The organism is Pandoraea aquatica, assembly GCF_902459565.1.
In the GTDB taxonomy this organism is placed as follows: Bacteria; Pseudomonadota; Gammaproteobacteria; order Burkholderiales; family Burkholderiaceae; genus Pandoraea; species Pandoraea aquatica.
Map to the genome: position 1 here is coordinate 441,739 of NZ_CABPSN010000001.1, position 26,467 is coordinate 468,205.

Annotated in this window: 21 protein-coding genes; 18 read left to right on the forward strand and 3 right to left on the reverse strand. The window is 64.1% G+C overall.

What is annotated here, in order from left to right:
* The first annotated feature begins 100 nt into the window (after positions 1 to 100).
* Together PAQ31011_RS01800 and PAQ31011_RS01805 are read left to right on the forward strand one after the other, a co-directional pair.
* Positions 101 to 1,189 (forward strand): LLM class flavin-dependent oxidoreductase, encoded by a 1,089-nt coding sequence (locus PAQ31011_RS01800; RefSeq protein WP_217424827.1) that lies wholly within the window; start codon positions 101 to 103, stop codon positions 1,187 to 1,189.
* A gap of 55 nt (positions 1,190 to 1,244) precedes the next feature.
* On the forward strand, positions 1,245 to 2,258 hold the full coding sequence (locus PAQ31011_RS01805; RefSeq protein ID WP_246179287.1) for an ABC transporter substrate-binding protein: 1,014 nt from the start codon (positions 1,245 to 1,247) through the stop codon (positions 2,256 to 2,258).
* A 1,128-nt stretch (positions 2,259 to 3,386) separates the two neighbouring features.
* Here PAQ31011_RS01805 and PAQ31011_RS01810 read toward each other — a convergent pair.
* Entirely contained in the window at positions 3,387 to 5,690 is a 2,304-nt protein-coding gene (locus tag PAQ31011_RS01810) for an aconitate hydratase (protein WP_150574210.1), read from the reverse strand.
* A gap of 118 nt (positions 5,691 to 5,808) precedes the next feature.
* Between PAQ31011_RS01810 and PAQ31011_RS01815 the strand changes: the two genes are divergently transcribed.
* Positions 5,809 to 6,699, forward strand: coding sequence for a LysR family transcriptional regulator (locus PAQ31011_RS01815; RefSeq protein ID WP_150574211.1), 891 nt, complete (start codon positions 5,809 to 5,811; stop codon positions 6,697 to 6,699).
* A 17-nt stretch (positions 6,700 to 6,716) separates the two neighbouring features.
* Here PAQ31011_RS01815 and PAQ31011_RS01820 read toward each other — a convergent pair whose 3' ends face one another.
* Both PAQ31011_RS01820 and PAQ31011_RS01825 read right to left on the reverse strand, forming a co-directional pair.
* Positions 6,717 to 7,691: an alginate lyase family protein gene (locus tag PAQ31011_RS01820; protein ID WP_246179288.1), complete on the reverse strand. Its 975-nt coding sequence runs from the start codon at positions 7,689 to 7,691 to the stop codon at positions 6,717 to 6,719.
* A gap of 65 nt (positions 7,692 to 7,756) precedes the next feature.
* Complete coding sequence (locus PAQ31011_RS01825; protein WP_150574213.1) at positions 7,757 to 8,653, reverse strand: LysR substrate-binding domain-containing protein; 897 nt, start codon at positions 8,651 to 8,653, stop codon at positions 7,757 to 7,759.
* 261 nt (positions 8,654 to 8,914) lie between these two features.
* On the opposite strand from PAQ31011_RS01825, the gene PAQ31011_RS01830 reads away from it, so the two are divergent.
* From PAQ31011_RS01830 to PAQ31011_RS01900, 15 genes are all read left to right on the forward strand, one after another.
* Positions 8,915 to 9,814, forward strand: a complete 900-nt coding sequence (locus PAQ31011_RS01830; protein WP_150574214.1) for an ABC transporter permease — start codon at positions 8,915 to 8,917, stop codon at positions 9,812 to 9,814.
* Positions 9,811 to 10,848 (forward strand): ABC transporter ATP-binding protein, encoded by a 1,038-nt coding sequence (locus tag PAQ31011_RS01835; protein ID WP_150574215.1) that lies wholly within the window; start codon positions 9,811 to 9,813, stop codon positions 10,846 to 10,848. Before PAQ31011_RS01830 ends, PAQ31011_RS01835 begins: the two co-directional genes overlap by 4 nt.
* Positions 10,849 to 10,918: 70 nt before the next feature.
* The gene (locus PAQ31011_RS01840) at positions 10,919 to 12,034 is read left to right on the forward strand and encodes an extracellular solute-binding protein (RefSeq protein WP_150574216.1); all 1,116 of its coding nucleotides are present in this window, start codon (positions 10,919 to 10,921) and stop codon (positions 12,032 to 12,034) included.
* An 11-nt stretch (positions 12,035 to 12,045) separates the two neighbouring features.
* Positions 12,046 to 12,942: an ABC transporter permease gene (locus PAQ31011_RS01845; protein ID WP_150574217.1), complete on the forward strand. Its 897-nt coding sequence runs from the start codon at positions 12,046 to 12,048 to the stop codon at positions 12,940 to 12,942.
* On the forward strand, positions 12,920 to 13,495 hold the full coding sequence (locus PAQ31011_RS01850; RefSeq protein ID WP_224791636.1) for a TIGR00725 family protein: 576 nt from the start codon (positions 12,920 to 12,922) through the stop codon (positions 13,493 to 13,495). Before PAQ31011_RS01845 ends, PAQ31011_RS01850 begins: the two co-directional genes overlap by 23 nt.
* Positions 13,496 to 13,587: 92 nt before the next feature.
* Positions 13,588 to 14,796, forward strand: coding sequence for a porin (locus tag PAQ31011_RS01855; RefSeq protein WP_150574218.1), 1,209 nt, complete (start codon positions 13,588 to 13,590; stop codon positions 14,794 to 14,796).
* Positions 14,797 to 15,119: 323 nt separating this feature from the next.
* Positions 15,120 to 15,875, forward strand: a complete 756-nt coding sequence (gene hutC / locus PAQ31011_RS01860; RefSeq protein ID WP_150574219.1) for a histidine utilization transcriptional repressor HutC — start codon at positions 15,120 to 15,122, stop codon at positions 15,873 to 15,875.
* A gap of 172 nt (positions 15,876 to 16,047) precedes the next feature.
* The gene (gene hutU, locus PAQ31011_RS01865; protein ID WP_150574220.1) at positions 16,048 to 17,727 is read left to right on the forward strand and encodes a urocanate hydratase; all 1,680 of its coding nucleotides are present in this window, start codon (positions 16,048 to 16,050) and stop codon (positions 17,725 to 17,727) included.
* A 25-nt stretch (positions 17,728 to 17,752) separates the two neighbouring features.
* Complete coding sequence (hutH, locus tag PAQ31011_RS01870; protein WP_425495073.1) at positions 17,753 to 19,309, forward strand: histidine ammonia-lyase; 1,557 nt, start codon at positions 17,753 to 17,755, stop codon at positions 19,307 to 19,309.
* A gap of 187 nt (positions 19,310 to 19,496) precedes the next feature.
* On the forward strand, positions 19,497 to 20,876 hold the full coding sequence (locus tag PAQ31011_RS01875) for an amino acid permease (protein WP_150574222.1): 1,380 nt from the start codon (positions 19,497 to 19,499) through the stop codon (positions 20,874 to 20,876).
* Between the two features lie 7 nt (positions 20,877 to 20,883).
* A complete protein-coding gene (gene hutI, locus PAQ31011_RS01880) occupies positions 20,884 to 22,101 on the forward strand; it encodes an imidazolonepropionase (protein WP_150574223.1) in 1,218 nt (405 codons plus the stop codon).
* 25 nt (positions 22,102 to 22,126) lie between these two features.
* Entirely contained in the window at positions 22,127 to 23,089 is a 963-nt protein-coding gene (gene hutG, locus PAQ31011_RS01885) for a formimidoylglutamase (RefSeq protein WP_150574224.1), read from the forward strand.
* Positions 23,090 to 23,539: 450 nt separating this feature from the next.
* Entirely contained in the window at positions 23,540 to 24,502 is a 963-nt protein-coding gene (locus tag PAQ31011_RS01890; RefSeq protein WP_150574225.1) for a LysR family transcriptional regulator, read from the forward strand.
* Between the two features lie 104 nt (positions 24,503 to 24,606).
* On the forward strand, positions 24,607 to 25,620 hold the full coding sequence (locus PAQ31011_RS01895) for an ABC transporter substrate-binding protein (protein WP_039398256.1): 1,014 nt from the start codon (positions 24,607 to 24,609) through the stop codon (positions 25,618 to 25,620).
* A 70-nt stretch (positions 25,621 to 25,690) separates the two neighbouring features.
* The gene (locus PAQ31011_RS01900) at positions 25,691 to 26,458 is read left to right on the forward strand and encodes an ABC transporter permease (protein ID WP_174989872.1); all 768 of its coding nucleotides are present in this window, start codon (positions 25,691 to 25,693) and stop codon (positions 26,456 to 26,458) included.
* Positions 26,459 to 26,467: the final 9 nt, after the last annotated feature.

Sequence of the window (26,467 nt, forward strand, 5' to 3'; positions counted from 1 at the left end):
TGCTTATGCCGCCGCGCGGCATAACGTATCCCGATTTCCTTCGTTCACGGCGGGCCACGCGCCCGCTACGCTCGCGCTTTGCCTGTATTGGAGTGCACTCATGAGCGTAGAAATTATCGGGATGATCACGGCCGCGCCGGGGTCCGAAGTCGATCAACCCACGGGCGCGGCTGTCGACCCCACGTTCATCACGCGCATGGCGCAGGCGCATGAGACGGCCGGTTTCGACCGCGCGCTCATCGGCTATTTCTCGAACGGCCCGGAAGGCAGCCTCGTCAGTAGTCATGTCGCCGCCGCGACGCAACGGCTGGGCATTCTGCTCGCGTACCGTCCCGGCGTTATCGCTGCCCCGCTCGCCGCCCGTCAACTCGCAACACTCGACCAGTTCTCGCGCGGAAGGGTTGCACTCAATGTCGTCTCCGGCGGCAACGACGCCGACCTGCGCCGCGACGGCGACTTCCTCGATCACGACGCGCGCTACACCCGCACCGACGAATACCTCGACGCCCTCAAGCGCATCTGGACCGCCGACGCTCCGGTCGACTTCGACGGCGAGCACTATCGCTTCGAGCAGGCGTCGCCCGCCGTGCAAACGTGGCAGAAACCGCACATCCCCATTTACTTCAGCGGCGCGTCCGACGCCGCCATCGACGTCGCCGCCCGTCACGCCGATACGTACATGCTGTGGGGCGAGCCGCTGGACGCCGTCGAGGCACTGGTCAATCGCGTACGCACCGCCGCGAAGCGCTACGGCCGCAAACCCCGCTTCTCGATCTCGTTCCGCCCCATCGTCGCCGACACCGAAGCGCAGGCATGGGCGCGCGCCGATGACGTGCTGCGTCAGGTCAAGGCAACGCGTGCAAGCCTCGGACTTCGCGCCGAAGCGCCGGAGAACGTTGGCTCACAGCGTTTGCTCGCCGCCGCTCAGCGTGGCGACGTCGTCGACGAACGGCTGTGGATGGGGGTCGCCAAAGCCACCGGCGCACGCTGGAACTCGACGGCGCTCGTCGGCACCGCAGAACAGGTCGCGCAGTCGCTGGGGCGCTATTACGCGCTTGGCGTCGACACCTTCCTGATTCGCGGCTTCGACCCGCTCGGCGACACGATCCGTTACGGCGAATCGCTGATTCCCGCTATCCGCCGTCATACCGCCGAACTCGACCGGCAGCGCACGCCTCAGGCGGCGTGAGTTGCGCCAGGATTTTTCTGCTTCGTCTTCTTTTTTCTCGCTTTTCATAGGTGTCATGATGTTGCTGCGCTGGATTCGTCGCGCCCGCTTTGCCGTTCCCGCTCTTTCCCTTTCTGCCTTCACGGCGCTTGGCGTCATGCACGCTGGCGTGGCGAATGCCCAAGGCGTCACGCTGCGCGTCGGGGATCAGAACTACTACAACGTGCGGGCCTCGATGGAGGCTTCAGGTGCCCTCGAAGGGGCGAACTATCAGGTCGAATGGAAACACTTCCAGTCGGCTGCACCGGTGGCCGAAGGTCTTAACGCCGGGGCACTGGACCTCGGCTTCCTCGGCGATTCGGGCTTCCTGTTCCTCGCCGCCAAAGGCGCACCGGTCAAGCTGATCGCTGTCTCGCGTCAGAACCCCGACACGATTGCGCTCCTCGTGCCGAAGGATTCGCCCGTCAAGTCGATTCAGGACCTCAAAGGCAAAAAGGTCGCCTACTGGCCCGGCGCATGGAGTCAGCAACTGACACTGCGGGCGCTGGAGAAAGCCGGACTGCCGACCGATTACGTGCAGTTCGTCAAACTGATGCCGGTCGACGCCGCCGTCGCACTCCCCAACGGTGCCATCGATGCGTTCCCCGTCTGGGAGCCGTACATCTCGCAGCAGGTCGTGCATAACGGTGCACGTCCGATCATCACTGCACGCAATCTGATGCCGGGATTGAGCAGCGTGGCCGCGTACGCACCATCGGTCAGCGCGAAGCACGCGGCGATTGCCGACTTCCTCGCACGTCTGCAAAAGGCGCGTGCGTGGGTGGAGAGCCACAAGGAGGTCTATGCCGACCAATGGGCGAAGAAAGCCGGGTTGGATCGCGACGTCGCTCGACACTGGATCGGTCAGGCGGGCATGACGGTCGAGTCCGTCGACAAGCAAGCCGTCGCCGACTATCAGGGCACGAGCGATTTCCTGACGCAAACCGGCGCGCTGCCGAACCGCTTCGATGTGAGCAAGATCGTCGACACGTCGTTCAACGCCGTGCTTGATACGAAGGGACAGGCGACGCGTCAGAGCGCGTCGCGGTAAAAGATGCGTCCGAGACCTGTGAACAAGGCCTCGGACGGCAAGTCTCCGAACGCGCAGAGGTGTGAGTCTCTGCGCGTTCGACGATATCGGCGCCACAGTAACTCGGACACAAGCCACGCGGATAGACGGCTTGTGCTGGCTCACGTCCGCACGTTATTTCGGGCAGCAATCGCATTCCAATACGCGGTTTCATGTGCCCTGAACCGACTGGCTCCCTCGGAGCTTACCTGGAACGCAATCGCGGCCGTTCCTCGAACCGAGACCTGTAGGTTCGCACTTACGGTCCTTGGGTCGCGGCTCGTGACGACTCCCGACCATCTTCTAACGTCCGGCAGATTGCCGCCAAACGGTCGGGGCGTCAGCGCCACGGCATCACCTGCACGTCCAGCGGCACCTTCGCCCCCCGGCTTGCCACCGTCATTAGGGCGAAGCGCATCGTTAGGGGTGCGCGAGCGAGAACCGGGGACGATCGTGGGGTCGTCAGGCGTCGGTGCGAATGGGTACGCAGGCACGTAGGTTGGTCCGCCGCCACCGGCGTTGTATGCGGGGGCGTCGTACCAGGGGGCCTGGTACGAGGGGTACTGAGGGGTGTACGAGTAGTCTGGGACGATCTCGGAGGGATACGAATAGTCCGGGGTGTAAGACGGATTGTACGAGGGATATTGGGGACTGTACGAGTAGTCTGGAGGGTTACCGTAACCGTGCCCCGGGGCGAATTGAGGCGCGTAGTTGGACTGAGTGGGCGCGGAGGCGAATTGAGGGTAGTAATGCTCGCCGCCGCCGTAGTTCACTCTAACGACCTTGAGCAAATCATTGGCCATGCCATGTAGGGTTCGCACTTGGGGTGGCGTTTCCGACAAGACGGTGGCCAACGGTTGAATGCCTGTTGACGGTACTGTCGAATTAATCATGATGGTTCTCCATCGGTGAGCGGAGATTCCACTTTGGCACCGATAGCGCACATCACTTTACGTTACGACCCCCTACCTTCGGTATTTGCGTACCGGTTGCGAGAGGAGACGTCTTCTCCTAACGAAACCTTGGTGCAAACGCTCAAGATTCCCGCTCGCAAGGCAGCCGGACGATTGAATCCTTATGGACCCAGTCGTCCCGCCTGTCCGCTGACGACTAGTGCGCCGACTTCGGCACAACGTTGAGTGCAGACCCTGCCCTGAACCACGCCAGTTGCACATCGCTATAGCTGTGCTTTAGCGCCACCGTTTCCTGTGTGCCGTCGACGTGATGCAGCACACACTGCACTTCGCGGCCCGGTGCGAGATCAGTCAGACCCACGAGATCGATACGGTCGTCGGCGCGAACACGTTCGTAGTCGTCGGCATTCGCGAATGTCAGCGCGAGCAGTCCCTGCTTCTTCAGATTCGTCTCGTGAATCCGCGCGAAGCTGCGCGCGATCACCGCCATTCCTCCCAGCAGCCGTGGCGACAACGCCGCGTGCTCGCGACTGCTGCCCTCGCCATAGTTGAAGTCGCCGACGATGACCCACGGCACACCTGCCGCGCGATAGGCGCGTGCTGCCTGCGCAGGCGTGACACCCGCCTCGCCGTTCAGCCAGTCGGTCGTGGTGCCCGTCTCGCCGGTGAAGGCGTTCGTGCCGCCGATCAGCAGGTTATCGCTGAAGCGTTCCAGATGCCCGCGCAGTTTCAGCCACGGCCCAGCCGGAGAGATGTGATCCGTCGTGGTCTTACCCTTTGTCTTGATGAGCAACGGCATGCCCTTCGGATCTTTACCGTTCCACGCGGGCCATGGGCGCAGCACCTGAATGCGCTCGCTCGCGGGATCGACACTGATCGTCACAGCGCGGCCGTCGTCCGGCGGCGCGATGTAATGCGTCGCGCCACGGGTGAAGCCAAGTGGCGGCACCTCGGGCGCGACGGCTGGCGGCGTGAGCCGGAACGCCGTGCCATCTGGCGCGGTCAGCGTATCGCGCTGCGGATCGAACGAAATTCGTCCCGCCAGCGCCCACGCCGTGACGATCTCGGGGCTGGCGATCAGATTGACGGTGTTGGCAGACCCATCGTTGCGGCGCGGAAAGTTGCGGTTGTACGACGTAACGATGGTGTTGGGCGACGCCACCGCAGCCGCCTCGCGACGCCATTGCCCGATGCACGGCCCGCAGGCATTCGCGAGCACCGTACCCCCCATCGACGACAACTCAGTCAATTGCCCATCGCGTTCAATCGTCGCCCGTACCTGCTCGGAACCCGGTGTGACCATGAACGGCACCGTCGCCTTGAGACCGTGAGCTTGCGCTTGTCTGGCGACGTCCGCAGCGCGGCTCATGTCTTCGTACGACGAGTTGGTGCAACTGCCGATGAGCGCTGCTGAAATGGCATCCGTCTGCACATCGCCCGTGTCAAAGCCGTGTGACTCGGCGGCCGTCTTCATTTGCGCTGCGAGCTGCGCCACCGTGCGGGCGCGATCCGGTGAATGCGGGCCGACGACGTGCGGCTCCAGCGTCGACAGATCGATGCGGATGACCCGGTCGTAAAACGCTTCCGGGTCGGCCTCGACTTCGGGGTCGGGCGCGAGCAACGCCAGATTGGCTTCGATCACCGGCACCAGATCGGCACGCCCGCTCGCACGCAGGTAGTCGAGCATGCGCGCGTCGGCGGGGAACATCGACGTCGTAGCCCCCAACTCTGCGCCCATGTTCGTGATGGTCGCTTTGCCGGTCGCGCTGATCGTGCGTGCGCCGGGGCCGATGTACTCGACGATGGCGTTGGTACCGCCCGATACCGTCAGCTCACCCGCGACGCGCAGGATCACGTCTTTCGGTGCCGTCCAGCCGCCGAGCGAGCCCGTCAGGTACACAGCGATGCGCTTCGGATACAGCACCTCCCATGGCAGTCCGGCCAGTGCCTCGACGGCATCTGCACCGCCCACGCCCACAGCGCACGCGCCGAGACCGCCCGCGTTCGGCGTATGCGAATCGGTGCCGATCATCAATGCACCGGGAAACGCATAGTTCTCAAGCACGACCTGATGGATGATGCCCGCCCCCGGCTCCCAGAAGCCAAGACCGTACTTCGCCGCCGCGCTGCGCAGGAACGCGTAGACCTCATAGTTTTCGTCGACCGACGCCTTGAGATCGGCACGCCCTTCGACACGTGCCTGAATCAGGTGATCGCAATGAATGCTCGCGGACACGGCGACACGCTCGCGTCCCGTCTGCATGAACTGAAGCATGCCGGTCTGCCCGAGCACGTCCTGAAACATGACGCGATCGACGCCGAGCGCCAGATAGCTTTTGCCCGGCACCAGCGGCTGCGTCTCAGGGTCCGTGAGGTGACCGAGCAGCACAGACTCGGAGAGTGTCAGCGGATGACCGAGACGGCGGCGCACGATAGCCAGCTTGTCGGCCATGGCGGCATAGAGGCGTGCGAGCGCCTCCGGAGAGAGGAATTGAGACATCGATCACTCCTTCTTGGAAGGTTTTGTGGGGTGGATGGGTGCGATCGCAGGACGCATTCTGGCGTCGGTCTCAATGGCGGTAAAATGAATTTATCTGTCCGATTACTCAATATTTCTGATGAAAATCGACATTCTCGGCGTGCAGGCATTTGTCGCCATTGCAGACCGTGGCGGATTCCAGAGCGCCGCCGATGCGCTCTCCGTCACACAAACGGCGATCACCCAGCGCTTGCGCAAGCTCGAAGACTATCTGGGGGTCACGTTGTTCGAACGAACCACGCGTTCTGTGTCGCTCACGCAGATCGGGCGCGACTTCCTGCCGCAGGCGCGGCGTTTGCTCGACGAGCTGTCCGATGCGATCACCGAAATTCGCGAAAGCGGACAAGCCGCGCGTGGCGACGTCTCCATCGCCTGTGTGCCGACAGCGGGGGTGCAGTTCCTGCCGAACATTCTTCAGACGTACGCGCAGCAGTTCCCGCACAACCGCGTGCGCGTGTTGGATCATTCGTCGTCTGCCGTGACGGACGCCGTCCTGCGTCGCGAAGCCGAGTTCGGCATTCACATCGCCGGGTCACGTCATGCGGATCTCGTGGGCCTGCCTGTCGCTCAGGATCAGTTCGTGCTGATCTGTCATTCGTCGCACCCGCTCGCCCGGCGACGTCGCGTACCGTGGCGCAGCTTGTCGCCCTACCCGCTGATCTTCGCGGGTCAGGTCAGCGCCAACCGGGCATTGCTCGATGGCGCGCTGGGCGACGTCGACTTGCAGCCGCACTTCGAGGTGCAGCGCAGTTCGACGGCGGTGGGCATGGTCGCGGAAGGTGTGGCGGCGGCGGTGGTGCCGCGTCTCGCGTTGCAAAAGGGCGCGTACCCGGACATTCGCGTGGTCAATCTGGTCGAACCGGTCATTGCGCGAACGCTGGTGCTCGTGACGCGGCGAGGCGCACGCCTCTCACCCGCCGCACAAGCGCTTTACGATCTGATTGCGTCCCGTGCAACGCTCGACGGATGACCGGCCAACGCCGTCGATCAGTTCGCCGACGGCACGATGCCGTTCGTGGCCATGAACGTCAGATTGCCGCCCATTCGCGGATCCCGGAATGGCCCGGCATCATGCATCGCCTGGAAGCGGCCCGGATCGGGCGAGCGCAGCCGATAGAACTCGACCCAACCGCTGGACGCCTTGGGGCTGGCCGTCTCCTGTACCGAGCCGGATTGCGCGTTGAACCACGCGGGATCACGGTAGCCGTCTGCCACCCGTGCGGCGAGGCGTTCCAGTGCCCCCTGACGGTACGCATACCAGTCTTCGCCACGAAGTCGCGCCAGCTCGGCCATCAGCACGAGCGGTGCCGTCGCGTAGTCGTGGTAATGCAGCGCGCGACGCTTGCGCGCCATCTCCATCGGCAGACTGCCATCGGGCTCGATGGCATCGACGCCGGTGCGAAAGATGCCCTGAGCGGTCTTGAGCAGCGCATCGTCGCGCACGGCGACAGCCGTCGCCATAATGCCGATCCCGGTCCAGTAATAGTGATTGTTGCGCTTGTGCTTCGGGTTGTCCCAGTACGCCAGATTCGCAGCCGACAGCTGGCGCAACCACGGCTCGATGGACGCGCGCTGCTGCGGTGTGGCCGCCGCTTGCGTGCGCAGATAAGCCAGCGCAAGCGCGCCATGAATCCACTGACGCATGTAGTCCGACTGGTCGTTGTTCACGTGCACCATACGCCCGAGCATCGCCCCGCTGCTGGCCCACGCTTCGAGCCACGTCAGCGCACAGCGTGCGGCCGTCGCGTCGGCGGTTCGGGCGTATGTATCGGCCGACTTCGTGACATGGGACGCGAAGTCGTTCAGCGGTTTGGCCGCTGCGTCGCTTTCGGCCTTGAGCCGAGGATCGATGACGGAACTGGCGGCGTCCGAGTAGTAGCCCATCGCCCGGATGTCGGGGCTGCCCGGTGGCGGCGCGGGACAGTCGGTTTGTGCGGCGTAAGCACCGATGGTGAACGACATGGCGACGGTAACTCCTACCATCCTGACGAGACGCAAAACCATTACGTAATTCCCTGATAGGTAACTTACCCCTGCGACGCCTGAGCGAGCATCCATTCGCGAAAGGTCCGCAACGCCGAGCGTTGTTGCAGACGCTCCTTCGGGTAGCAGAGGTAATGCCCGTGGCGCGGCACATCCACGCCAGCATCAACCGGCACGACGAGGCGGCCAGCCTGTATCGCCTCACGCGCCAGAAACGCCGGCACCAATCCCACGCCCATGCCCGCCTCCGCCGCCTGTAGCAGCACCGAGTACTGCTCGAAGCGAGGCCCCGGGCGCTGCGCATGCGGCGCGACGTCGTGGCACGTCGCCCATGTTCCCCACACTTCTTCCGCCTGATTGTGCACGAGCCTCGGAGCGCGAGCCACATCCGTTGCGCTGGCCAGTGGATAACGCGCAACGAACGACGGCGCACATACCGGCACGAAGCGGCGTCCATCCAGATACTCGCTCACGACGCCCTCCCACGAGCCGTCGCCATAACGCACGGCGGCGTCCAACGTGAACGGAAAAGCGTCGCCGTGAGCCAGGTGCCGGCTGAAGCTGAGCGTCACGCCGGGCGTGCTCGCCAGGAAGTCGGGCAGCCGGGGGATCAACCATTTGGTGGTGAAAGTGGGCACGCTGGCAATCGTCAGCAGATCGCTTTCCCCACGCGACGTCATCAACTCCAGCGACGCATTCCCGATCTCGCGCAACGGCTCGGCGACGCGGTCGTGATAGCGCCGCCCGGCCTCGGTCAGCACCAGATGACGCCCCTCGCGCACGAACAAGGCCGTGCCGACGAGCGTTTCCAGCGCCGCAATCTGCCGACTCACGGCGCTCGGCGTCAGGCCCAGTTCACGGGCAGCACGAGAAAAATTCAAGTGCCTCGCCGCGCTGGTGAAGGCGAGCAGTTCAGCAATATTCGGATAGCAATGACGCATCGGGGAATGTCAGGCTGGCGTTGGGTTCCGGTCAGAAACAGCGGTTCGCGATCGATGCCGATGACGCGCCAACTGTTCCGTTTTCGCACAGAACGATGCCCGAATCGTGTGTTTTCTTCATGACGATGACATTTCAGACCATGAAACTCTCGCCCAACGTCGATCCGGCTGTCTCCCCGCCTGCCCTTTTGCAGTAAGGGATTGCAAGACTTCCGGACGACCGAAGCGAATTTGTCACCGTATGCCGTTCAGGTTTCCCCGATGTCCGACGTCCACGCCGACCGCCTTGCCCAAACTGTGCCACTCCGGCACAACCCAGCCCCTGCCGACGCAGAGGCCGTGGGGCACGCCGCACCGCGTGCGCAGGCGGGTCTGCTGGTCTGGATCGTGCGCGCCGTCGCCGCGCTGTTTCTGCTCTACCTCTGCCTGCCGGTGCTGTTGCTGCTGATCGGCGCGTTCGGCCAGACGTGGACCAATACCGTATTGCCGACGGGCGTGACAGGCCACTGGTTCACCGATCTGGCGGGCGACCCGTCGTTTCGCCGTGCCTTCTCCACGAGCCTCATCGTCGCGCTGAGCTGCTGTGCGATGACGGCACTGATCGGCCTCCCGCTGGCGTACTCGCTGCATCATCGCGCGCGCAGCGGCCGCGGGGCGATCGCCCGTCTGGTGACATTGCTGCCCGTAGCGGTGCCTGCCCTCACGCTCGGCTTCGGCTACATCGCCGTCTTCAGCGGCGACACGTTGCCCTGGCTCGGCTCGCTCTGGCTGCTCGTGCTGGCACACGCGGTACTTACGCTGCCGTATCTCACGCAAACGCTGCTCGCCGATCTTCGGCATCTCGACATCGCCAAACTTGAGGATTGCGCCGCCACGCTGGGCGCTTCGCCGCTACGTCAATTTCTGACGATTGCCGTGCCGAATCTCACGCACAGTCTGGTCGCCGGGTTGGTGATGGTCGCGGCGCTGTCCATCGGTGAATTCCAGATTTCCAATCTCATCGCGGGTTTCCGCTATCGCAACTATCCGGTGGTGTTGCTTCAGGCGTTCTACGGTGCGACCGGCTTCGCCTGCGCCGCCACCGTCGTGCTGCTCGTGCTCGCGCTCGCCGCGACCGGCATGTCGATCGTCGCTGCATCCCGCCAGAAGGTCAGTTCATGAGTCTTACTCTCGAAAACGTCAGCTTCCGCTACGCAGGCGCGGCCAATGGCCTTGACGACGTTAGCTTGCAAGCACGTCAGGGCGAATTGCTTGCCGTGATGGGCCGCAGCGGCTCGGGCAAGTCGACCGTGCTGCGCCTCGTGGCAGGCCTGCTCGACGGTTATCGCGGACGCATCGCCATTGGCGGTGAAGACGTCGGCGGCGTGCCGGTCTGGCGTCGTCATGTCGGCATGGTGTTCCAGCAGTACGCGCTGTTCCCGCATTTGAGTGTCGTCGACAACGTCGCTTATGGGCTTCGGATGCAAGGAATCAAGGCTGCGGAACGTCAGCGTGCAGCGCTCGACATGCTCACGCGTGTCGGGCTGGCCGAGTTCGCAACGCGACGCCCCACGTCGCTTTCCGGCGGTCAGCAACAGCGCGTGGCACTTGCCCGCGCCCTCGCCATCTCGCCGCGTGTGTTGCTGCTAGATGAACCGCTCGCCGCGCTCGACGCCGGTATCCGTCAGCAACTGCGAGATGAAATCCGCGCGCTGCAACAAGCTAGCGGCGCAACCACGCTGATCGTCACGCACGACCGCGACGAGGCACTGAGCATGGCGGATCGCGTTGCCGTCATCGATAACGGCCGCCTGTTGCAGATCGACACGCCGCAACGTCTGTACGACGCCCCGGCCTGTGCGACCGTCGCAAGCTTCACCGGGTTGTCGACGGTGCTGCCTGCGCGAGTGACGCGCCCCGGCATGGTCGATACCGGCTTCGCCGAATTGCACGTGGAAACCGGTGCATGGCGGCCGGGGGCGACTGTCTCGCTGCTGGTGCGCCCCGAACACATTCAGTGCGATCCGCCAGTGAGCACCATCAACCGTCTCGGCGGTCATCCCGGCGCGGTGCGCTTCTTCGGTGCCACCTGCCGATTCGATTTCCTGCCCGAAGGCGCAACGACGCCGTTGCTCGGCGAGAGCCGCACGCCCGCGTCGTTCGCCATCGCGCTTGACCCCGCGCATCTGCGCGTATTGCCGCCGGTGGGTGCCTGAGATGTCTGCCCTCATGACCGCACGGCCCACCCAACACTTCCCGATTCACGTTCAAGACGGAGCTATGTCGATGATCCACCCCGCCGCTTCTCTGCGCCCGCGCGCGCTGCCTGCACTGGCAACGCTCGCGACTGCCTTTGCACTGCTCTCGGGTGCCGCCGGTTCCGCGTTCGCGCAAACCGGTGCCGCCGCACCGCTGTATCCGGGCGAGACCGAGCTGTATGCCAAGGCGGCCGAGGAAGGTCTGGTCGTGTCGTTCGACACCGGTCCGGAATGGGCCAACTGGAAGGCGTTGTTCGCCGAATTCCGCAAGCGCTATCCGAAGGTCGAGATCACGTACAACGACATCGGCTCGGCTGCGACCGTTACCGCACTCGACAAGTCGCGCCGCCGTCCGCAAGCCGACACGGCCTATTACTTCGCAGGCTCGGCGCTCGATGCCGTGCAAAAGGATGTCGTAGCCCCCTTCAAGCCGATCAACTTCGACACGCTGCCGAAGGTCTTCCGCGACAACGACGGCCGCTGGTTCACCATCCACTCGCTGAACATCGCATTCCTGGTGAACACGAAGCTGGTCAAACACGTGCCGCAGTCGTGGGCCGATCTGCTCAAGCCCGAGTACAAGAACTCGGTGGTGTATCTCGATCCGCGCTCGACCGGTCAGGGTCAGGTTGCCGTGTTTGCAGCGGCGTACGCCTTCGGCGGCAACGTCGACAACCCGAAGCCGGGTGCCGAGTTCTTCGGCAAATTGCGTGACGCCGGCAACGTGATGCGTGTCGAAGGCACCACGCCGTACGCCAAGTTCGTCAAGGGCGAGATCCCGATTCTTATCGGTTACGAAAACGACGGCCTGAAGGCCAAGTACACCGACGGGATGGGCGACGCAGCACAGGTCGTGATTCCGAAGGAAGCCAGCGTCTCGGCGCCCTACGCCATCAGTCTCGTAAAGAACGGACCGAACCCGGAAGCCGCCAAGCTGTGGTTGAACCTCATCATGAGCCCGGTCGGTCAGTCGCTGTTCGCACAGGGCTACGTGCGCCCGGCCGTGCCCGGCACGCCGTTCACCGCCGAGATGCGCGCCCGCATGCCGGACGCCCCGCAAGTGCATCCGCTCGACGTCGCTCGCGCCGCCGCGCAGAAGGCCGAAGTCGATCGTCTGTGGTCGGCTGCCGCGCTCGCCAAGTGAGTTTGCAAACCATGACCTCAGCGCGCGCATCGACCGGCATCGTCGAGCCACCCGATCCCCACGTGTCGTCAGCACCGCAGCGTGTGAAAGACACGCCGCGCGGCTGGGTGCGCCGCTTCGGCGGCCTGCCCGCCGCAGTGGTGCTCGCACTGGGCTTCGGCTTGCCGCTCGCGTCGCTGGTCGTGGCCGCGTTCGAGGGACATGGCGCAGCGTTTTCGGCCATCGCACTCGATCCGCTGGTGCGCGACGCCTTCGTGAACTCGCTGGCGCTGGCCGTCGGCGCAGGCACCGTCTCGCTGGTCGTGGGCGCGCTGCTCGCCGTCACGCTTGCGCGCCAGACGCCGCGCCGTCGCCGGCTCTGGCTCGCGGCCATGGGCGTGCCGCTCGCTTTCTCGGGACTGGTGATCGCCTACGGCTTCATCCTGGCATTCGGCCGCTCCGGCTTCGTGACGATGACCCTCGCGCAGCTCGGCGCAGATCCGGTGCGCTTGGGTGCGCTGATCTACACCGCACCCGGACTCGTCGCCGCCTATGCGTATTACCTGATCCCGCGCGTGGCCCTGATGGTGTATCCGGCCGTCGCCAACCTGGACCGCCGCCCCATCGAAGCCGCACTCACGCTGGGCGCAACGCCGTTGCGCGCCATCGTCGACGTCGCCCTGCGCGAACTGTGGCCCACGCTGGCCGCCGCGTGGTGTCTTGTCACGGCCATTGCGCTCGGGACGTACGGTACGGCGCTGGCGCTCGCGGGTACCCAGATCAACATCCTGCCGTTGCTCATGTTCCTGAAGATGTCGGACGGGCAAACGGATTTCCCTCAGGCTGCCGCGCTATCGCTCGTGTTGATGGCGGTATGCAGCGGTGTGCTCGCTCTCGGAGAATGTCTTGTACGGCGTCATCCTCAATGAGTGGTCGGCTGCGGCCCGCCACGCCCTCGATCAACTCGCGGCCCGTCAGGCCGGCCCGTCGCGTCATGTGACGCCCGTCGGCCTCATCGGTCCGCGCGAAGCCTCGCCCGCCCAACTCTACGCCGCGCAATGCATCGGTGAAGCGCTGGCAGCGGCCGGTGTCGCACTGGTGTGCGGCGGCAAGGGCGGCGTGATGGAAGCCGCTTCCGCCGGGGCATCGGCCGCCGGCGGCATCGTGATCGGCCTGCTGCCCGAGGAACATGCGAACGACGCCAATCCTTACCTGAGCGTGGCCCTGCCCACCGGGCTGGGCATCACGCGCAACGCCCTGATCGCGCGCGCCTCGATCTGCCTCGTGGCCGTGGGTGGTGGGCTGGGCACGCTCTCGGAAATCGCGCTGGGACTCCAGTGGCGCAAACCGGTTTTTACCGTCCTCGACGCTCCGGCCGTACCGGGCACCGAGAGCTTCGACGATATCGACGCTTTGGTGGTGGCCGTGGCCACCTGGCTGAGCGTCACCGGACTTCCCGGAGGTGACCACCCCGGAAAGTAACACCGGCAGTTCGATAAAACCGACCCACACCGGGGAACTGCCGGTGCGTTTTCGTGATGTTCCTGCAATATAAATTTAGGACCACTAATATTATGAAACGTATTCTTCTCGCTGCACTCGGCCTTGGCGGTATGGCCGGCATCATGGCTCCCGTCTACGCTCAGAGCAGCGTGACCCTGTACGGCATCGTCGATGCCGGCGTGGGTTATGCCAGCGGTCAGCGCACGGCCAACTCCAAGGGCGGCGTCGGCGCACCGATCAACTACACGAACGGTTCGGTCTGGGGCTTCGCGAGCGGCACCTGGTCGGGCGACCGTTGGGGCCTGAAGGGTTCGGAAGACCTGGGCGGTGGCAACTCGGCCATCTTCCAGTTGGAAAACGGCTTCAACATCGGTAACGGTACGTCGGGTCAGGGTGGCCGTCAGTTCGGTCGTCAATCGTGGATGGGTCTGCAAAGCGCCACGCTCGGCAAGCTCACGTTCGGTCGTCAGTACGATCCGATCGTCGACTACGTCGGCCCGATCAGCGCCGGCACGTTCGTGACCGGCATGGGTGCACACCCGGGCGACATCGACAACCAGGACAACCAGTCCCGCGTGAACAACTCGGTGAAGTGGGCCAGCCCGAACTACGCCGGCTTCCAGTTCGGCGCGATCTACGGCTTCGGCGGTCAACCCGGCAGCGTGAAGAACCAGAACACGTGGGGCTTCGGCGGTTCGTACGCCAGCGGCCCGTTCGCCGTGGCCGTGGGCTACCTGCAGGCAACCAACGCCTACGGCACGTCGTCGAGCACGTGGTCCGGTTCGTATGACGGCACGTTCTCGTCGTCGATCAACGAAGGCTTCGCTTCGGCCGCCAGCCAGCGCATCATCTCGGCCGCCGGTAGCTACACGTTCGGCGCCACGCAGGTCGGTATCCAGTACGGCAACGTGCAGTACACGCCGGGCACGCTCTCGACGTTCGCCAGCAGCTTCACGTTCAACACGATCGGCACGAGCATCGCTTATCAGTTCACGCCGGCCCTGCGTCTGGCCGCCGCGTACAACTACACGCAAGGCAGCGACGTGAAGGGTTCGGGCGGTCCGAAGTACCACACGGTGAACTTCGCCTCGTACTACGCCCTGTCGAAGCGCACGTCGCTGTATGGTCTGGTCGGCTATCAGAAGGCGTCGGGCAGCACGCTCGACACGTTCGGCAACGTTGTCTCGGCGACGGCTTCGGTCGGCGACGTGGGCAACGGCATCTCCTCCGCCACGGCGACGCAGACGTTCGTGCGCGTGGGTGTCCGTCAGACGTTCTAAGTGTCTGAGCGGATCGTAGTGGTAGCACCGTAGTAGATGTAGGGTCACGTTGGACTGTCCCCCGCCGCCCCACGGCGGGGGGCTTGAGTCTCACCTCGGGGACTTCGCGAGAACCGGATCGACACGCAACGTTGTGGACATGGTGTGGCGTTGCATGACGGACCGGCTCACCCTTGGGCACGCTTTCGCACTCCCCTCGCATGGCCTAGCCTCAAGCCATGCTGTGCGCAGGCGTGCCGCTTTTTTTCTCGTCTCAGGCAGGCGATTGGCTTATCCTTCAGGCTTTCCCCACCCGCACACTCGTGACCGGAGAGGCCAACAAGGTGCCACGTCAAACTGCTCAGCCCACTGCCGAAACGCTCAACGAACAAGGGCCTGCGCCCCGCTATTTGCAGCTCAAGCAGTTCATCTGCCGTCAGATCGACACGGGCACGTGGCCGCCGCACCATCGCGTGCCGTCGGAAAACGAACTCGTCGAACAGTCCGGCGTGAGCCGCATGACGGTCAATCGCGCGCTGCGTGAGCTGACCGCCGAAGGCCGACTCGTGCGCATGCAGGGCGTGGGCACGTTCGTCGCCGAACCGAAGTCGCACTCGCCGCTGCTCGCCGTCAACAACATTGCCGACGAGATCTCCGAGCACGGCCACCGCCATCGCGCCGAAGTAAAGCTGCTGCGCGAGGAACTGGCCGGGCCCGAACGCGCACTGGCGATGGACTTGCAAGAACGCGAGAAGCTGTTCCATTCGGTGATCGTCCATTATCAGGACAACATTCCGGTACAGATCGAAGACCGCTTCGTCAATCCCGCGCTCGCACCGAACTATCTCGAACAGGACTTCACCAAGCTCACGCCCAACGCGTACCTGCAACGCACCTCGCCGCTGACCTCGGGCGAGCATGTGGTCGAAGCCGTCACGGCGACGCCGGACGAAGCCCACATGTTGCAAATCCAGCGCACCGAACCCTGCCTGCTGATTCGCCGACGGACGTGGTCGGGTAAGCGTGTCGTCTCCGTCGCCCGTTTGCTGCATCCGGGTTCACGCCATCGCCTCGAAGGGCGTTTCGGCGACGCCGAGTAATCAGGTGTCGCGAAGCGCCGTCATCACTCGCCCTCACGAATAGCCCCGTCAGCAAGTCACCTCAGGCGAACGCCCCACCCAGGTGCGGGCGTTCGTGAAAACCCTAGTTCACGATTAGTTGTATATACAATACTGTACAAGCCATCATCTGCTCAGAACTAGAGGAACTACCGTGAGCCAATTCACCCGATATCGCGACGTCACGATCCGCGCCCCGCGCGGCACGCAGCTCAATGCCAAAAGCTGGCTCACCGAAGCGCCGCTTCGCATGCTGATGAACAACCTCGACCCGGACGTCGCCGAGAATCCGAACGCGCTCGTGGTCTACGGCGGCATCGGCCGCGCCGCACGCAACTGGGAATGCTTCGACAAGATTGTCGAGACGCTCAAGACGCTGGGCGACGACGAAACGCTGCTTGTTCAGTCGGGCAAACCGGTCGGCGTGTTCAAGACGCATGCCGACGCGCCGCGCGTGCTCATCGCCAACTCGAATCTGGTGCCGCACTGGGCCACCTGGGAACACTTCAACGAACTCGACGCCAAGGGTCTGGCCATGTACGGCCAGATGACCGCCGGTTCGTGGATCTACATCGGCAGTCAGGGCATCGTGCAAGGCACGTATGAGACGTTCGTGGAAGCTGGCCGCCAGCACTACGGCGGCAACCTCAAGGGCCGTTGGGTGCTGACCGCCGGTCTGGGCGGCATGGGCGGCGCGCAACCGCTGGCCGCCACGCTGGCCGGTGCGTGCTCGCTGAACATCGAATGCCAGCAGACGAGCATCGACTTCCGTCTGCGCACGCGCTATGTCGACGAGCAAGCCAAGGACCTCGACGACGCCCTCGCTCGCATCGCCAAATACACGGCAGCAGGTCAGGCCGTCTCCATCGCCCTGTGCGGCAACGCGGCCGAGATTCTGCCGGAACTGGTGCGTCGCGGGGTGCGCCCGGACATGGTCACCGACCAGACCAGCGCGCACGATCCGCTCAACGGCTATCTGCCGATCGGCTGGACGTGGGACGAATACCGCGAACGCGCCCGTTCGAAGCCCGCCGAAGTCGTGAAGGCCGCCAAGCAATCGATGGCCGTTCATGTGAAGGCGATGCTGGACTTCAAGGCGATGGGCGTGCCGACGTTCGACTACGGCAACAACATCCGTCAGATGGCGAAGGAAGAAGGCGTGCAGAACGCGTTCGACTTCCCGGGCTTCGTGCCGGCGTACATCCGTCCGCTGTTCTGCCGTGGCGTCGGCCCGTTCCGCTGGGCAGCGCTCTCGGGCGATCCGCAAGACATCTACAAGACGGACGCCAAGGTCAAGGAACTGATCCCCGACGACGCCCACCTGCACCGCTGGCTCGACATGGCGCGTGAGCGCATCGCCTTCCAGGGTCTGCCTGCGCGTATCTGCTGGGTCGGGCTGGGCCTGCGTGCGAAGCTCGGACTGGCGTTCAACGAAATGGTACGCTCGGGAGAACTCTCGGCACCCGTGGTGATCGGCCGCGACCATCTGGATTCCGGCTCGGTCGCCAGCCCCAACCGTGAAACGGAAGCCATGCGCGACGGCTCGGACGCCGTCTCCGACTGGCCGCTGCTCAACGCGCTGCTCAACACCGCCAGCGGCGCGACGTGGGTCTCGCTGCACCACGGTGGCGGCGTCGGCATGGGCTTCTCGCAACACTCCGGCGTGGTGATCGTGTGCGACGGCACCGACGCCGCCGCGGCGCGCATCGCCCGCGTGCTGAATAACGATCCGGCAACCGGTGTCATGCGCCACGCCGACGCCGGGTACGACATCGCCATCGATTGCGCCCGTGAACACGGCCTCAATCTGCCGATGCTGAACACCGCAAAGTAAACATCAAGACAAGACACCCCCCGATATGTCGAATCAAGGAAATCCGTCCATGGCACAACTGTTCGTGACGCCCGGCACCCTCACGCTGGCGCAACTGCGCGACGTCTATCAGAACCCGACCACCGTTACGCTCGACGAGAAGGCGTACGCCGCCATCGACAAGAGCGTGGCCTGCGTGGAGGCCATCGTGGCCGAAGGCCGCACCGCTTACGGCATCAACACCGGCTTCGGTCTGCTCGCCTCGACGCGCATCGCACACGACGACCTCGAGAACCTGCAACGCTCGCTCGTGCTGTCGCACGCCGCGGGCGTGGGCGCGCCGCTCGACGACGCGCTCGTGCGTCTCATCATGGTCCTCAAGATCAACAGCCTCGCACGTGGCTTCTCGGGCATTCGCCGCAAGGTGATCGACGCGCTCGTCACGCTGGTGAACGCCGAAGTCTATCCGCGCATTCCGCTCAAGGGCTCGGTCGGCGCATCCGGCGACCTCGCCCCGCTCGCCCATATGTCGCTGCTGTTGCTCGGCGAAGGCCAGGCGCGCTATCGCGGTCAATGGATGAACGCCCGCGAAGCGCTCGCCATCGCCGGTCTCGAACCGCTGACACTCGCGGCCAAGGAAGGCCTCGCGCTGCTCAACGGCACGCAAGTCTCGACGGCCTACGCACTGCGCGGCCTGTTCGAAGCGGAAGACATGTATGCCGCTGCCAGCGTGTGCGGCGCGATGACGGTCGAGGCGATGCTCGGTTCGCGTGCACCGTTCGACGCCCGTATTCACTCGGCACGCGGTCAGCGTGGCCAGATCGATGCAGCGGCGGTGTTCCGTCACCTGCTTGGCGAGACGAGCGAAGTCGGCCAGTCGCACGCCAACTGCGAGAAGGTGCAGGACCCGTACTCGCTGCGCTGCCAGCCGCAAGTGATGGGCGCGTGCCTGACGCAGATCCGTCAGGCCGCTGAAGTCCTGGCCGTCGAAGCGAATGCCGTGTCGGACAATCCGCTCGTCTTCTGGGAACAGGGCGACGTGATCTCCGGCGGCAACTTCCACGCCGAGCCGGTGGCGATGGCGGCCGACAATCTCGCGCTGGCGCTGGCCGAAATCGGCGCGCTGAGCGAGCGTCGCATCTCGCTGATGATGGACAAGCACATGTCGCAACTGCCCGCGTTCCTGGTCGCCAACGGCGGCGTGAACTCCGGCTTCATGATCGCGCAAGTGACGGCCGCCGCACTCGCGTCCGATAACAAAGCCTTGGCACATCCGGCCAGCGTTGATAGTCTCCCGACCTCGGCCAACCAGGAAGACCACGTCTCGATGGCCCCGAACGCCGGTAAGCGGCTTTGGGAGATGGCCGATAACGTCAAGGGCATCATTGCGATCGAATGGCTGAGCGCCGCGCAGGGACTGGACTTCCGCGAAGGTGTGAAGACCACGCCGGCCCTTGAAAAGGCACGAGCACTGCTGCGCCAGTCGGTTCCGTTCTACGATAAGGATCGCTACTTCGCCCCGGACATCGAGGGCGCTAGCGAACTCATTGCGCAACGACAACTGAGCGCACTTGTGCCCGCCGGTACGTTGCCGAGCGCTTGATTCGCGTTTGAATTGGCCCCTTGCCGGGGCGAAACGAACAGTGATTCGCGCACCGGCATTGTGGCGTACCGGGTTGCCCCCTCGTTCGCCGGTCCACGGGTTCGCCCCTCGGACCGGTCCACGCACAACCCGAGTTCACCTGCCGCCCGCACGCGCGGGCCGGCTCATTAGGCATTCAGGAGACAGCTTGAAAAACCTGCAACGCAATCTGAGCGCGCGGCACATCCGCTTTCTGGCGCTCGGCTCAGCCATCGGCACCGGTCTGTTCTACGGCTCGGCGTCGGCCATCCAACTCGCAGGCCCGGCGGTCATTCTTGCGTACATCGTGGGCGGTGCCGCCGTCTATATGGTGATGCGTGCCCTCGGCGAAATGGTCGTTCGTCAGCCGGTATCGGGCTCGTTCGGTCGCTACGCCCGCGACAACCTCGGCCCGCTGGCCGGCTTCCTCACGGGCTGGACTTACATTCTGGAGATGGTGATCGTCTGTCTTGCGGACGTGACCGCCTTCGGGATTTACATGGGATTCTGGTTCCCGGACGTCCCCCAATGGATCTGGGTACTCGGCATCGTGATGCTGATCTGCGGGCTGAACCTCTGCAACGTCAAGGTGTACGGCGAGATGGAGTTCTGGCTGGCGCTGGTGAAGATTCTCGCCATCGTCGCGATGATTGTGGGCGGGGGTGTCATTCTCTTTACCGGTGTGCAACTGCACAGCGAGCACGCACCGGCGGTGAGCAACCTGTGGGCGCATGGCGGCTTCCTGCCCAATGGCTGGGGCGGACTGGTGGCCTCGCTGGCGGTGGTGATGTTCGCGTACGGTGGCATCGAGATCATCGGCATTACGGGCGGTGAAGCGAAGAATCCGGAGAAGGTGATTCCGCGTGCGATCAACGCGGTACCGGCCCGTATTCTGCTGTTCTACGTGCTCACGATGTGCGTGCTCATGACGATCTTCCCGTGGACCGGCATCGGCAGCCAGGGCAGCCCGTTCGTGCAGATCTTCTCGGGTCTGGGCATCAAGTCGGCCGCAGCGATTCTCAACGTGATCGTGATTTCGGCGGCGATCTCGGCCATCAACAGCAACATCTTCGGCGCGGGACGCATGATGTTCGGCATGGCCGAGCATGGTCAGGCCCCGGCGGCGTTCTCGGCGACGTCGCGTCATGGCGTGCCCTGGGTCACGGTGCTGGTGATGACGTTCGCGCTGCTCGGTGGCGTGGTGCTGAACTACCTGATTCCGGAAGGCGTGTTCCTGATCATCGCGTCCATCGCGACGTTTGCGACGGTCTGGGTGTGGCTGATGATTCTGCTCTCGCAGGTGGCGATGCGCCGTCGACTGTCGGCGGAGGAAGTGGCTGCGCTGAAGTTCAAGGTGCCGCTGTGGCCGGTGGGCCCGGCGCTGGCCATCGCCTTCATGCTCTTCGTGATCGGTGTGCTCGGGTATATGGAAGACACGCGCGTCGCGCTCTACGTCGGCGCAGGCTGGATCGTGCTGATGTCGATTGCGTATCAATTCGGTGTCAAACCCAAGGAAGCGCAACTGCGCAACCATATGAGTCTGGAATAAGCCTCACATGAAACGTACCTACTGGAAGCACTGCCATGTCGCGACGATGCGCGACGGCCGCTACAACACTATCGAAGACGCCGTGATCGTCACGCGCGGCAAGCAGATCGAATGGGTTGGTCCGCGCGGCGAGCGCTCGGCTTCTGGCGCGGATGAGTGCATCGATCTTCAGGGGGCGTGGGTCACGCCCGGTCTGATCGATTGCCACACACATCTGGTGTTCGGCGGCAACCGCAGTCTCGAGTTCGAGCAGCGCTTGCAAGGCGTGAGTTACGCGGAGATTTCGGCGGCGGGCGGCGGCATCAAGCACACGGTGCGTCACACCCGCGACGCCACGGAGGACGCCCTCTTCGAGTCAGCGCGCAAACGTTTGATCGCCTTGATGCGCGACGGCGTGACCACCGTCGAAATCAAGTCCGGGTACGGGCTGGATCTGAACAGCGAGCGCAAGATGTTGCGCGTGGCACGTCGCCTCGGCGAGACGCTGCCGGTCACGGTCAAAACGACGTGTCTGGCCGCGCACACGGTGCCGTCGGAGTTCGCGGGCAAGGCGGACGAGTATGTGAACTACGTCTGCTCCGAAATTCTGCCGACGCTGGCGGAAGAACGTCTTGTCGACGCAGTCGATGCCTTCTGCGAAACGATTGCATTCTCCCCGGCGCAAGTGATGCGCGTGCTGCTTCGTGCGCAAAAGCTGAAGCTGCCCGTGAAACTGCATGCGGAACAGCTTTCCCCGCTCGGCGGATCGAGTATGGCGGCAGAGCTTGGCGCTTTGTCGGCGGACCATCTGGAGTACATGACGCCGGAAGATGCCGCCGCAATGGGTCGCGCGGGCACGGTCGCCGTGCTACTGCCGGGCGCGTTCCATATGTTGCAGGAGACGCGTCGGCCGCCGGTGGATTTGCTGCGACGTCACGGCGTGGACATTGCGGTCGCCTCGGACCTGAATCCGGGCACGTCGCCCGCGTTGTCGCTGCGTCTGATGCTGAACATGGCCTGCACGCTGTTCGGGCTAACGCCGGAAGAAGCGCTTGCAGGCGTGACGCGCAACGCGGCCAAGGCGCTCGGCATGCTCGACACGCACGGCACGATCGAACCGGGCAAGGCGGCGGACTTCGTCGCCTGGGAAATCGAGCGTCCGGCGGAACTGGCGTACTGGCTGGGCGGCGAGCTGCCCTCGCGTACGGTGCGCAACGGCGAGTGGCGCGACCTGCCGACGCGCTGAGCATCCGCGAATTGGAGACCTCTTCATGGCAACACAATTGAAACCGGTATCGGGCGACACGCCGATCTGGCAGGGTCGTACGGACGTCGGCGAGCGCGGTGACACGCGCCGTCTCTTTAATGTCGTGCGCGAGATCGATACGCTGACGGAAACCCCGGCGAGCGGCGCGCCCGTGTTGCTCGGGTTCGCGAGCGATGCTGGCGTCAAGCGTAATCAGGGACGCGTCGGTGCCGCCGAAGGCCCGCTTGCGATTCGTCGTGCATTGGCGAATCTGCCCGCGCACGACATCGCCTGTCTGTATGACGCAGGCGACGTGATCTGCGACGGTGACGCCCTCGAAGCCGCACAACAGGCCCTCGCGGATGCTGTGCGTCGACAACTCGACGCCGGTGCACAGCCGGTCGTGCTTGGCGGCGGACACGAGATTGCATGGGGAACGTGGCAAGGTCTGCGCGCCCATCTCGATGCGCAGGGCGACCGTTCACGCGTGCTGATCCTGAACCTCGACGCGCATTTCGATCTGCGCACGGCCCGCCCCGGTACGTCCGGCACGCCGTTCGATCAGATCGCGCAGGCATGCGAGTCCGCGGGGCTTCCGTTTGACTATGCATGCCTCGGGGTCAGCCGGCTGAGCAATACGGCATCGCTGTTCGAACGCGCCAACGCGTTGAAAGTGACGTATGTCGAAGACACGGAGATGCAAGACCGTCATCTCGACGAACGTCTTGCCCAAATCGATGCGCTGATCGCCGACGTCAGCCACGTCTACCTCACCATCGATCTCGACGTGCTGCCCGCCCCCGTCATGCCCGGCGTCTCCGCCCCTGCGGCCTACGGCGTACCAATCTCCGTCATCGAAGCCATCGTCACCCATGTACGCCGCTCCGGCAAACTGCGCGTGGCCGATCTCGCCGAATACAACCCCCGCTTCGATCCACAAGGCACCGGGGCGCGTGTTGCCGCACGGCTGGCTTATCGGTTGTTCTGATTTGCCTTTCTGACGTCTTTCGCCGGGGCGTTGTCTTATGCCCCGGTGCTTATCTCTTCGCATCACCCGGCTCACCCGCCTCACCCACTTCCACCGCCCGCAGTCCGACGGACCGCCGCCCCCTTCCGCCTCTCAGACATAGACCCAACTCGATTCAGAAGGGGGCGCCGATCCGTCCCTCTCATCGCCCTCAGTCCCTCAAACGAAACCTCCCCCTCCATTTCTCTTTTCGTTGATTTCACCTACTGAGACCGACGTCCCCGCTTTTCCCCTTCCTTCTGCCCTCGATTCCCACCACCTAATACAAAGTATTAGTTTTACTTAACTTAGTTTTGTTTTGGCCCACCATATCCCTACAATCGCCAGAAATTCTTATACCGATTCATCGCAGCGCCTCAGGAAAGCCCTTCTCACCCCCTGATACACGCCGCCACGAATGGAGACACGCCGATGAAAAAACGCGCAGACCTCGACGTCCGTTCACTCCGGATTTTCGAAGCCGTCGCCAGCGCCGGCAGCCTCTCCGGTGCCGCCGAAACCCTCGGCGTCACCCAGTCCGCCATCTCGCAAGCCATCGCGCAAATCGAGCAAACCGTCGGCACCCGTGTGCTTGATCGGTCGCGCCGTCCGCTGAAACTCACGCCCGCCGGTCTGGCGCTTTCGCGTCACGCACGACAGATCGTCGATGACATGGATCGGCTCATCGCTCAGGTGCAGGACGCCGACGTCGCCAGCCGCGCCGCCGTGCGCGTCGGCATGATCGACTCGTTCGCCGCCACCGTCGGCCCCTCCATCGTCAAACAGATGTCTGGGAGCACCAGCGAGCTGCTTCTCTGGTCCGGTCTCGCCAACGGTCATGCCCAGGCGCTTCTCGCCCGTCAACTCGATCTGATCGTCACCAGCGATCCGATGCACGACATGGAACGCCTCGTGCGCCGTCCGATTTTTACCGAACCGTTCATCGTCGTGGTGCCGAAAGCGCGCGAAGCCGAGCTTGCGAACGCGGATCTCAGCGAGTTGATCCGGTCGATGCCGCTGATTCGCTTTTCCGGACGCTCCCACTTCGGCGCGGTGATCGAGCGACATCTTCGCCGCACCGGACACTCGCCACGCATGCACCTCGAAATCGATACGTCGGACGTGGTGATGTCGATGGTCGCCGCCGAGGTCGGTTTCACGATTGCGACACCGCTCTGTCTGCTGCAAGGCCGCGCTTCGCTCGCACAAGTTGCCGCGCTGCCGCTGCCCGGCCCCGCACTCTCGCGAACGATCTATCAGGTCTCGCGTGAAGGTGAAGTCTCGGAGATGGCGTCGCAATGCTTTCTTGCCGGACGTCTCGCGCTCGCGCAGGAAGCCTTCCCCGAACTGCGCCGCGTGATGCCCTGGCTGGGCGAGCGGCTGGCGCTTTGCTGAACCACAGCCCGGGGCGCCGGGCCAGATGAATTTCACACCGAACCTCACCTGAAGTGCGCCCACCGTTCAACGCGAATAACACACACCCTATAAAGGAGACACGCATGAACCTCTCACGTCGCAAGTTCCTTCACACCAGCGCCGCCCTCTCGGCTCTGCCCGCCGCGGCCGCCGTCGGCGGTCTGTCGCTGTCGGGCATCGCCCGCGCCGCAGACGCCACGACGGTCCAGTACGGTGGATCGGCATGGCTGGGCCACTATCCCGCCTATCTCGCGATGAAGTCGGGTGCACTGAGCGCAGCAGGCATCGACCAGCAATGGCAATCGTTCGGCACGTCGTCGGCCCGCATGAGCGCAGTGCTCTCCGGCGGCATTGACATCGCCTGCACGGGGATCGTCTCGGCACTGGCGCTGATGGCGCGTGGCTCGAAGCATTTCTCGATTGTGGCCGTGCCGGAAAGCTTCGGGCGCGTGGAAGGTCTCTTCGTGCGTGACGGCGTGAACTCGCTTCAGGACCTCAAGGGCAAGAAGCTGGGCGTGACGTTCGCGTCGAGCGCCCACCTGCTGGTGCTGGATCTGCTGGGCAACGCCGGGCTGTCGAACGACGTCACGGTGCTTAACGTTCCGGCCCCGGAAATTCCGGGCGCGATTCAGTCGGGTCAGATCGACGCCGCAGCCGCCTGGACGCCGCAGTTCAACCGCATCCGCGCAATGACGGGCATGAAGCTGCTGGCCGACGACACGCAGTTCTCGCTCTACAAGAAGTACAACGTGACGCCGGGACCGGACGTCCTGATCGTGCGCAACGCCTGGGCAGAAAAGAACGCCGACGTGGTTCGCAAGTATCTGAAGGTCTATTTCGACGCCTGCCAGACCCTGCGCGACAAGCCGGACGAAGCGGCACGCACGTTGGTCGGCCTCACCAGCATGTCGGCACTCGACCAGATCGAGACGATCAAGGGCGCGGAGTGGTACAGCCACGCGCAACAGACGCAGTTGCTGAAGTCGCCGGGCAGCTATGTCGACGGCCTCCAGCGTCTGGCCGAAATGCTCGTGACGTACAAGCAGATCGACAAGGCGCCTGCCGTGCGCCAGTGGATCAACACGTCGTATCTGTAAGCATCCGCGCGCCGGTACGTCCCTCTTTACACCCCCGACACGTACCGGCATCCGCCTGAGGAGTCTGATTGTGAATCATCGTCAACCGTCCCGCGCCACGCTGCTGAGTGTGGGATTTGCGTCTGTGGTCGTCTTCCTGCTGGCGTGGGAAGCGGCCTGCCGCACCGGGGTCATCGATCCCCTGTTCCTGCCGCCGCCCTCCGCTGTCGGTGAGCGCATCGTTGCCATGCTGAGCGACGGCACGCTGCTCTCGAACGTACTCGCCTCCACGCGTCGCGTGATGACCGGTTTCATCGCCGCAACGATCGTGGCGATTCCGCTAGGCATCGTGCTGGGGACGTCGAGCTACGCACGCGCCGCGTTCGATCCGATCCTGTCGTTCCTGCGCCCGCTGCCGTCAATGAGCTGGATCCCGCTCTCGCTGCTGTGGTTCGGCATCTCGGAGACGCAGAAGTACAGCATCGTTTTCATGGGGACGTTCGCCCCGGCGCTGGTCTACGTGATCGAAGCCACGCGCAACGTCGACCCTCTGCTGGTACGTGCCGCGAAGAACCTCGGCGCGAGCAACTGGCAGGTCATGCGCGAGGTCATCCTGCCCGCCAGCCTGCCGCAGATCCTCTCGGGGATGAAGATCATTCTCGGCCTGTCGTGGACGTGTGTGATTTCCGCCGAACTGGTCGCCGCGCGTGAGGGGTTGGGCTTTCTCATCATGAACGGCAAGGAGTTCTTCCAGACGGAAGTCGTCGTGCTCGGCATGGTGATGATCAGCGTCACGGTGCTCGTGACGGATATCGTATTTCGCGCCATCGAGCGCAAGGTGTTGAGGTGGCAAGCATGAACGATCGCA

Bases quoted from the DNA above. Each gene is read 5' to 3' on its own strand.
- PAQ31011_RS01820 (WP_246179288.1), bottom strand. From the start codon at position 7,691: ATGTCGTTCACCATCGGTGCTTACGCCGCACAAACCGACTGTCCCGCG.
- hutI (WP_150574223.1), top strand. From the start codon at position 20,884: ATGAAACGTACCTACTGGAAGCACTGCCATGTCGCGACGATGCGCGAC.
- PAQ31011_RS01895 (WP_039398256.1), top strand. From the start codon at position 24,607: ATGAACCTCTCACGTCGCAAGTTCCTTCACACCAGCGCCGCCCTCTCG.
- hutG (WP_150574224.1), top strand. From the start codon at position 22,127: ATGGCAACACAATTGAAACCGGTATCGGGCGACACGCCGATCTGGCAG.
- hutH (WP_425495073.1), top strand. From the start codon at position 17,753: ATGTCGAATCAAGGAAATCCGTCCATGGCACAACTGTTCGTGACGCCC.
- PAQ31011_RS01855 (WP_150574218.1), top strand. From the start codon at position 13,588: ATGAAACGTATTCTTCTCGCTGCACTCGGCCTTGGCGGTATGGCCGGC.
- PAQ31011_RS01810 (WP_150574210.1), bottom strand. From the start codon at position 5,690: ATGTCTCAATTCCTCTCTCCGGAGGCGCTCGCACGCCTCTATGCCGCC.
- PAQ31011_RS01835 (WP_150574215.1), top strand. From the start codon at position 9,811: ATGAGTCTTACTCTCGAAAACGTCAGCTTCCGCTACGCAGGCGCGGCC.
- PAQ31011_RS01800 (WP_217424827.1), top strand. From the start codon at position 101: ATGAGCGTAGAAATTATCGGGATGATCACGGCCGCGCCGGGGTCCGAA.
- PAQ31011_RS01815 (WP_150574211.1), top strand. From the start codon at position 5,809: ATGAAAATCGACATTCTCGGCGTGCAGGCATTTGTCGCCATTGCAGAC.
- PAQ31011_RS01890 (WP_150574225.1), top strand. From the start codon at position 23,540: ATGAAAAAACGCGCAGACCTCGACGTCCGTTCACTCCGGATTTTCGAA.
- PAQ31011_RS01830 (WP_150574214.1), top strand. From the start codon at position 8,915: ATGTCCGACGTCCACGCCGACCGCCTTGCCCAAACTGTGCCACTCCGG.
- PAQ31011_RS01805 (WP_246179287.1), top strand. From the start codon at position 1,245: ATGATGTTGCTGCGCTGGATTCGTCGCGCCCGCTTTGCCGTTCCCGCT.
- PAQ31011_RS01845 (WP_150574217.1), top strand. From the start codon at position 12,046: ATGACCTCAGCGCGCGCATCGACCGGCATCGTCGAGCCACCCGATCCC.
- PAQ31011_RS01825 (WP_150574213.1), bottom strand. From the start codon at position 8,653: ATGCGTCATTGCTATCCGAATATTGCTGAACTGCTCGCCTTCACCAGC.
- PAQ31011_RS01840 (WP_150574216.1), top strand. From the start codon at position 10,919: ATGATCCACCCCGCCGCTTCTCTGCGCCCGCGCGCGCTGCCTGCACTG.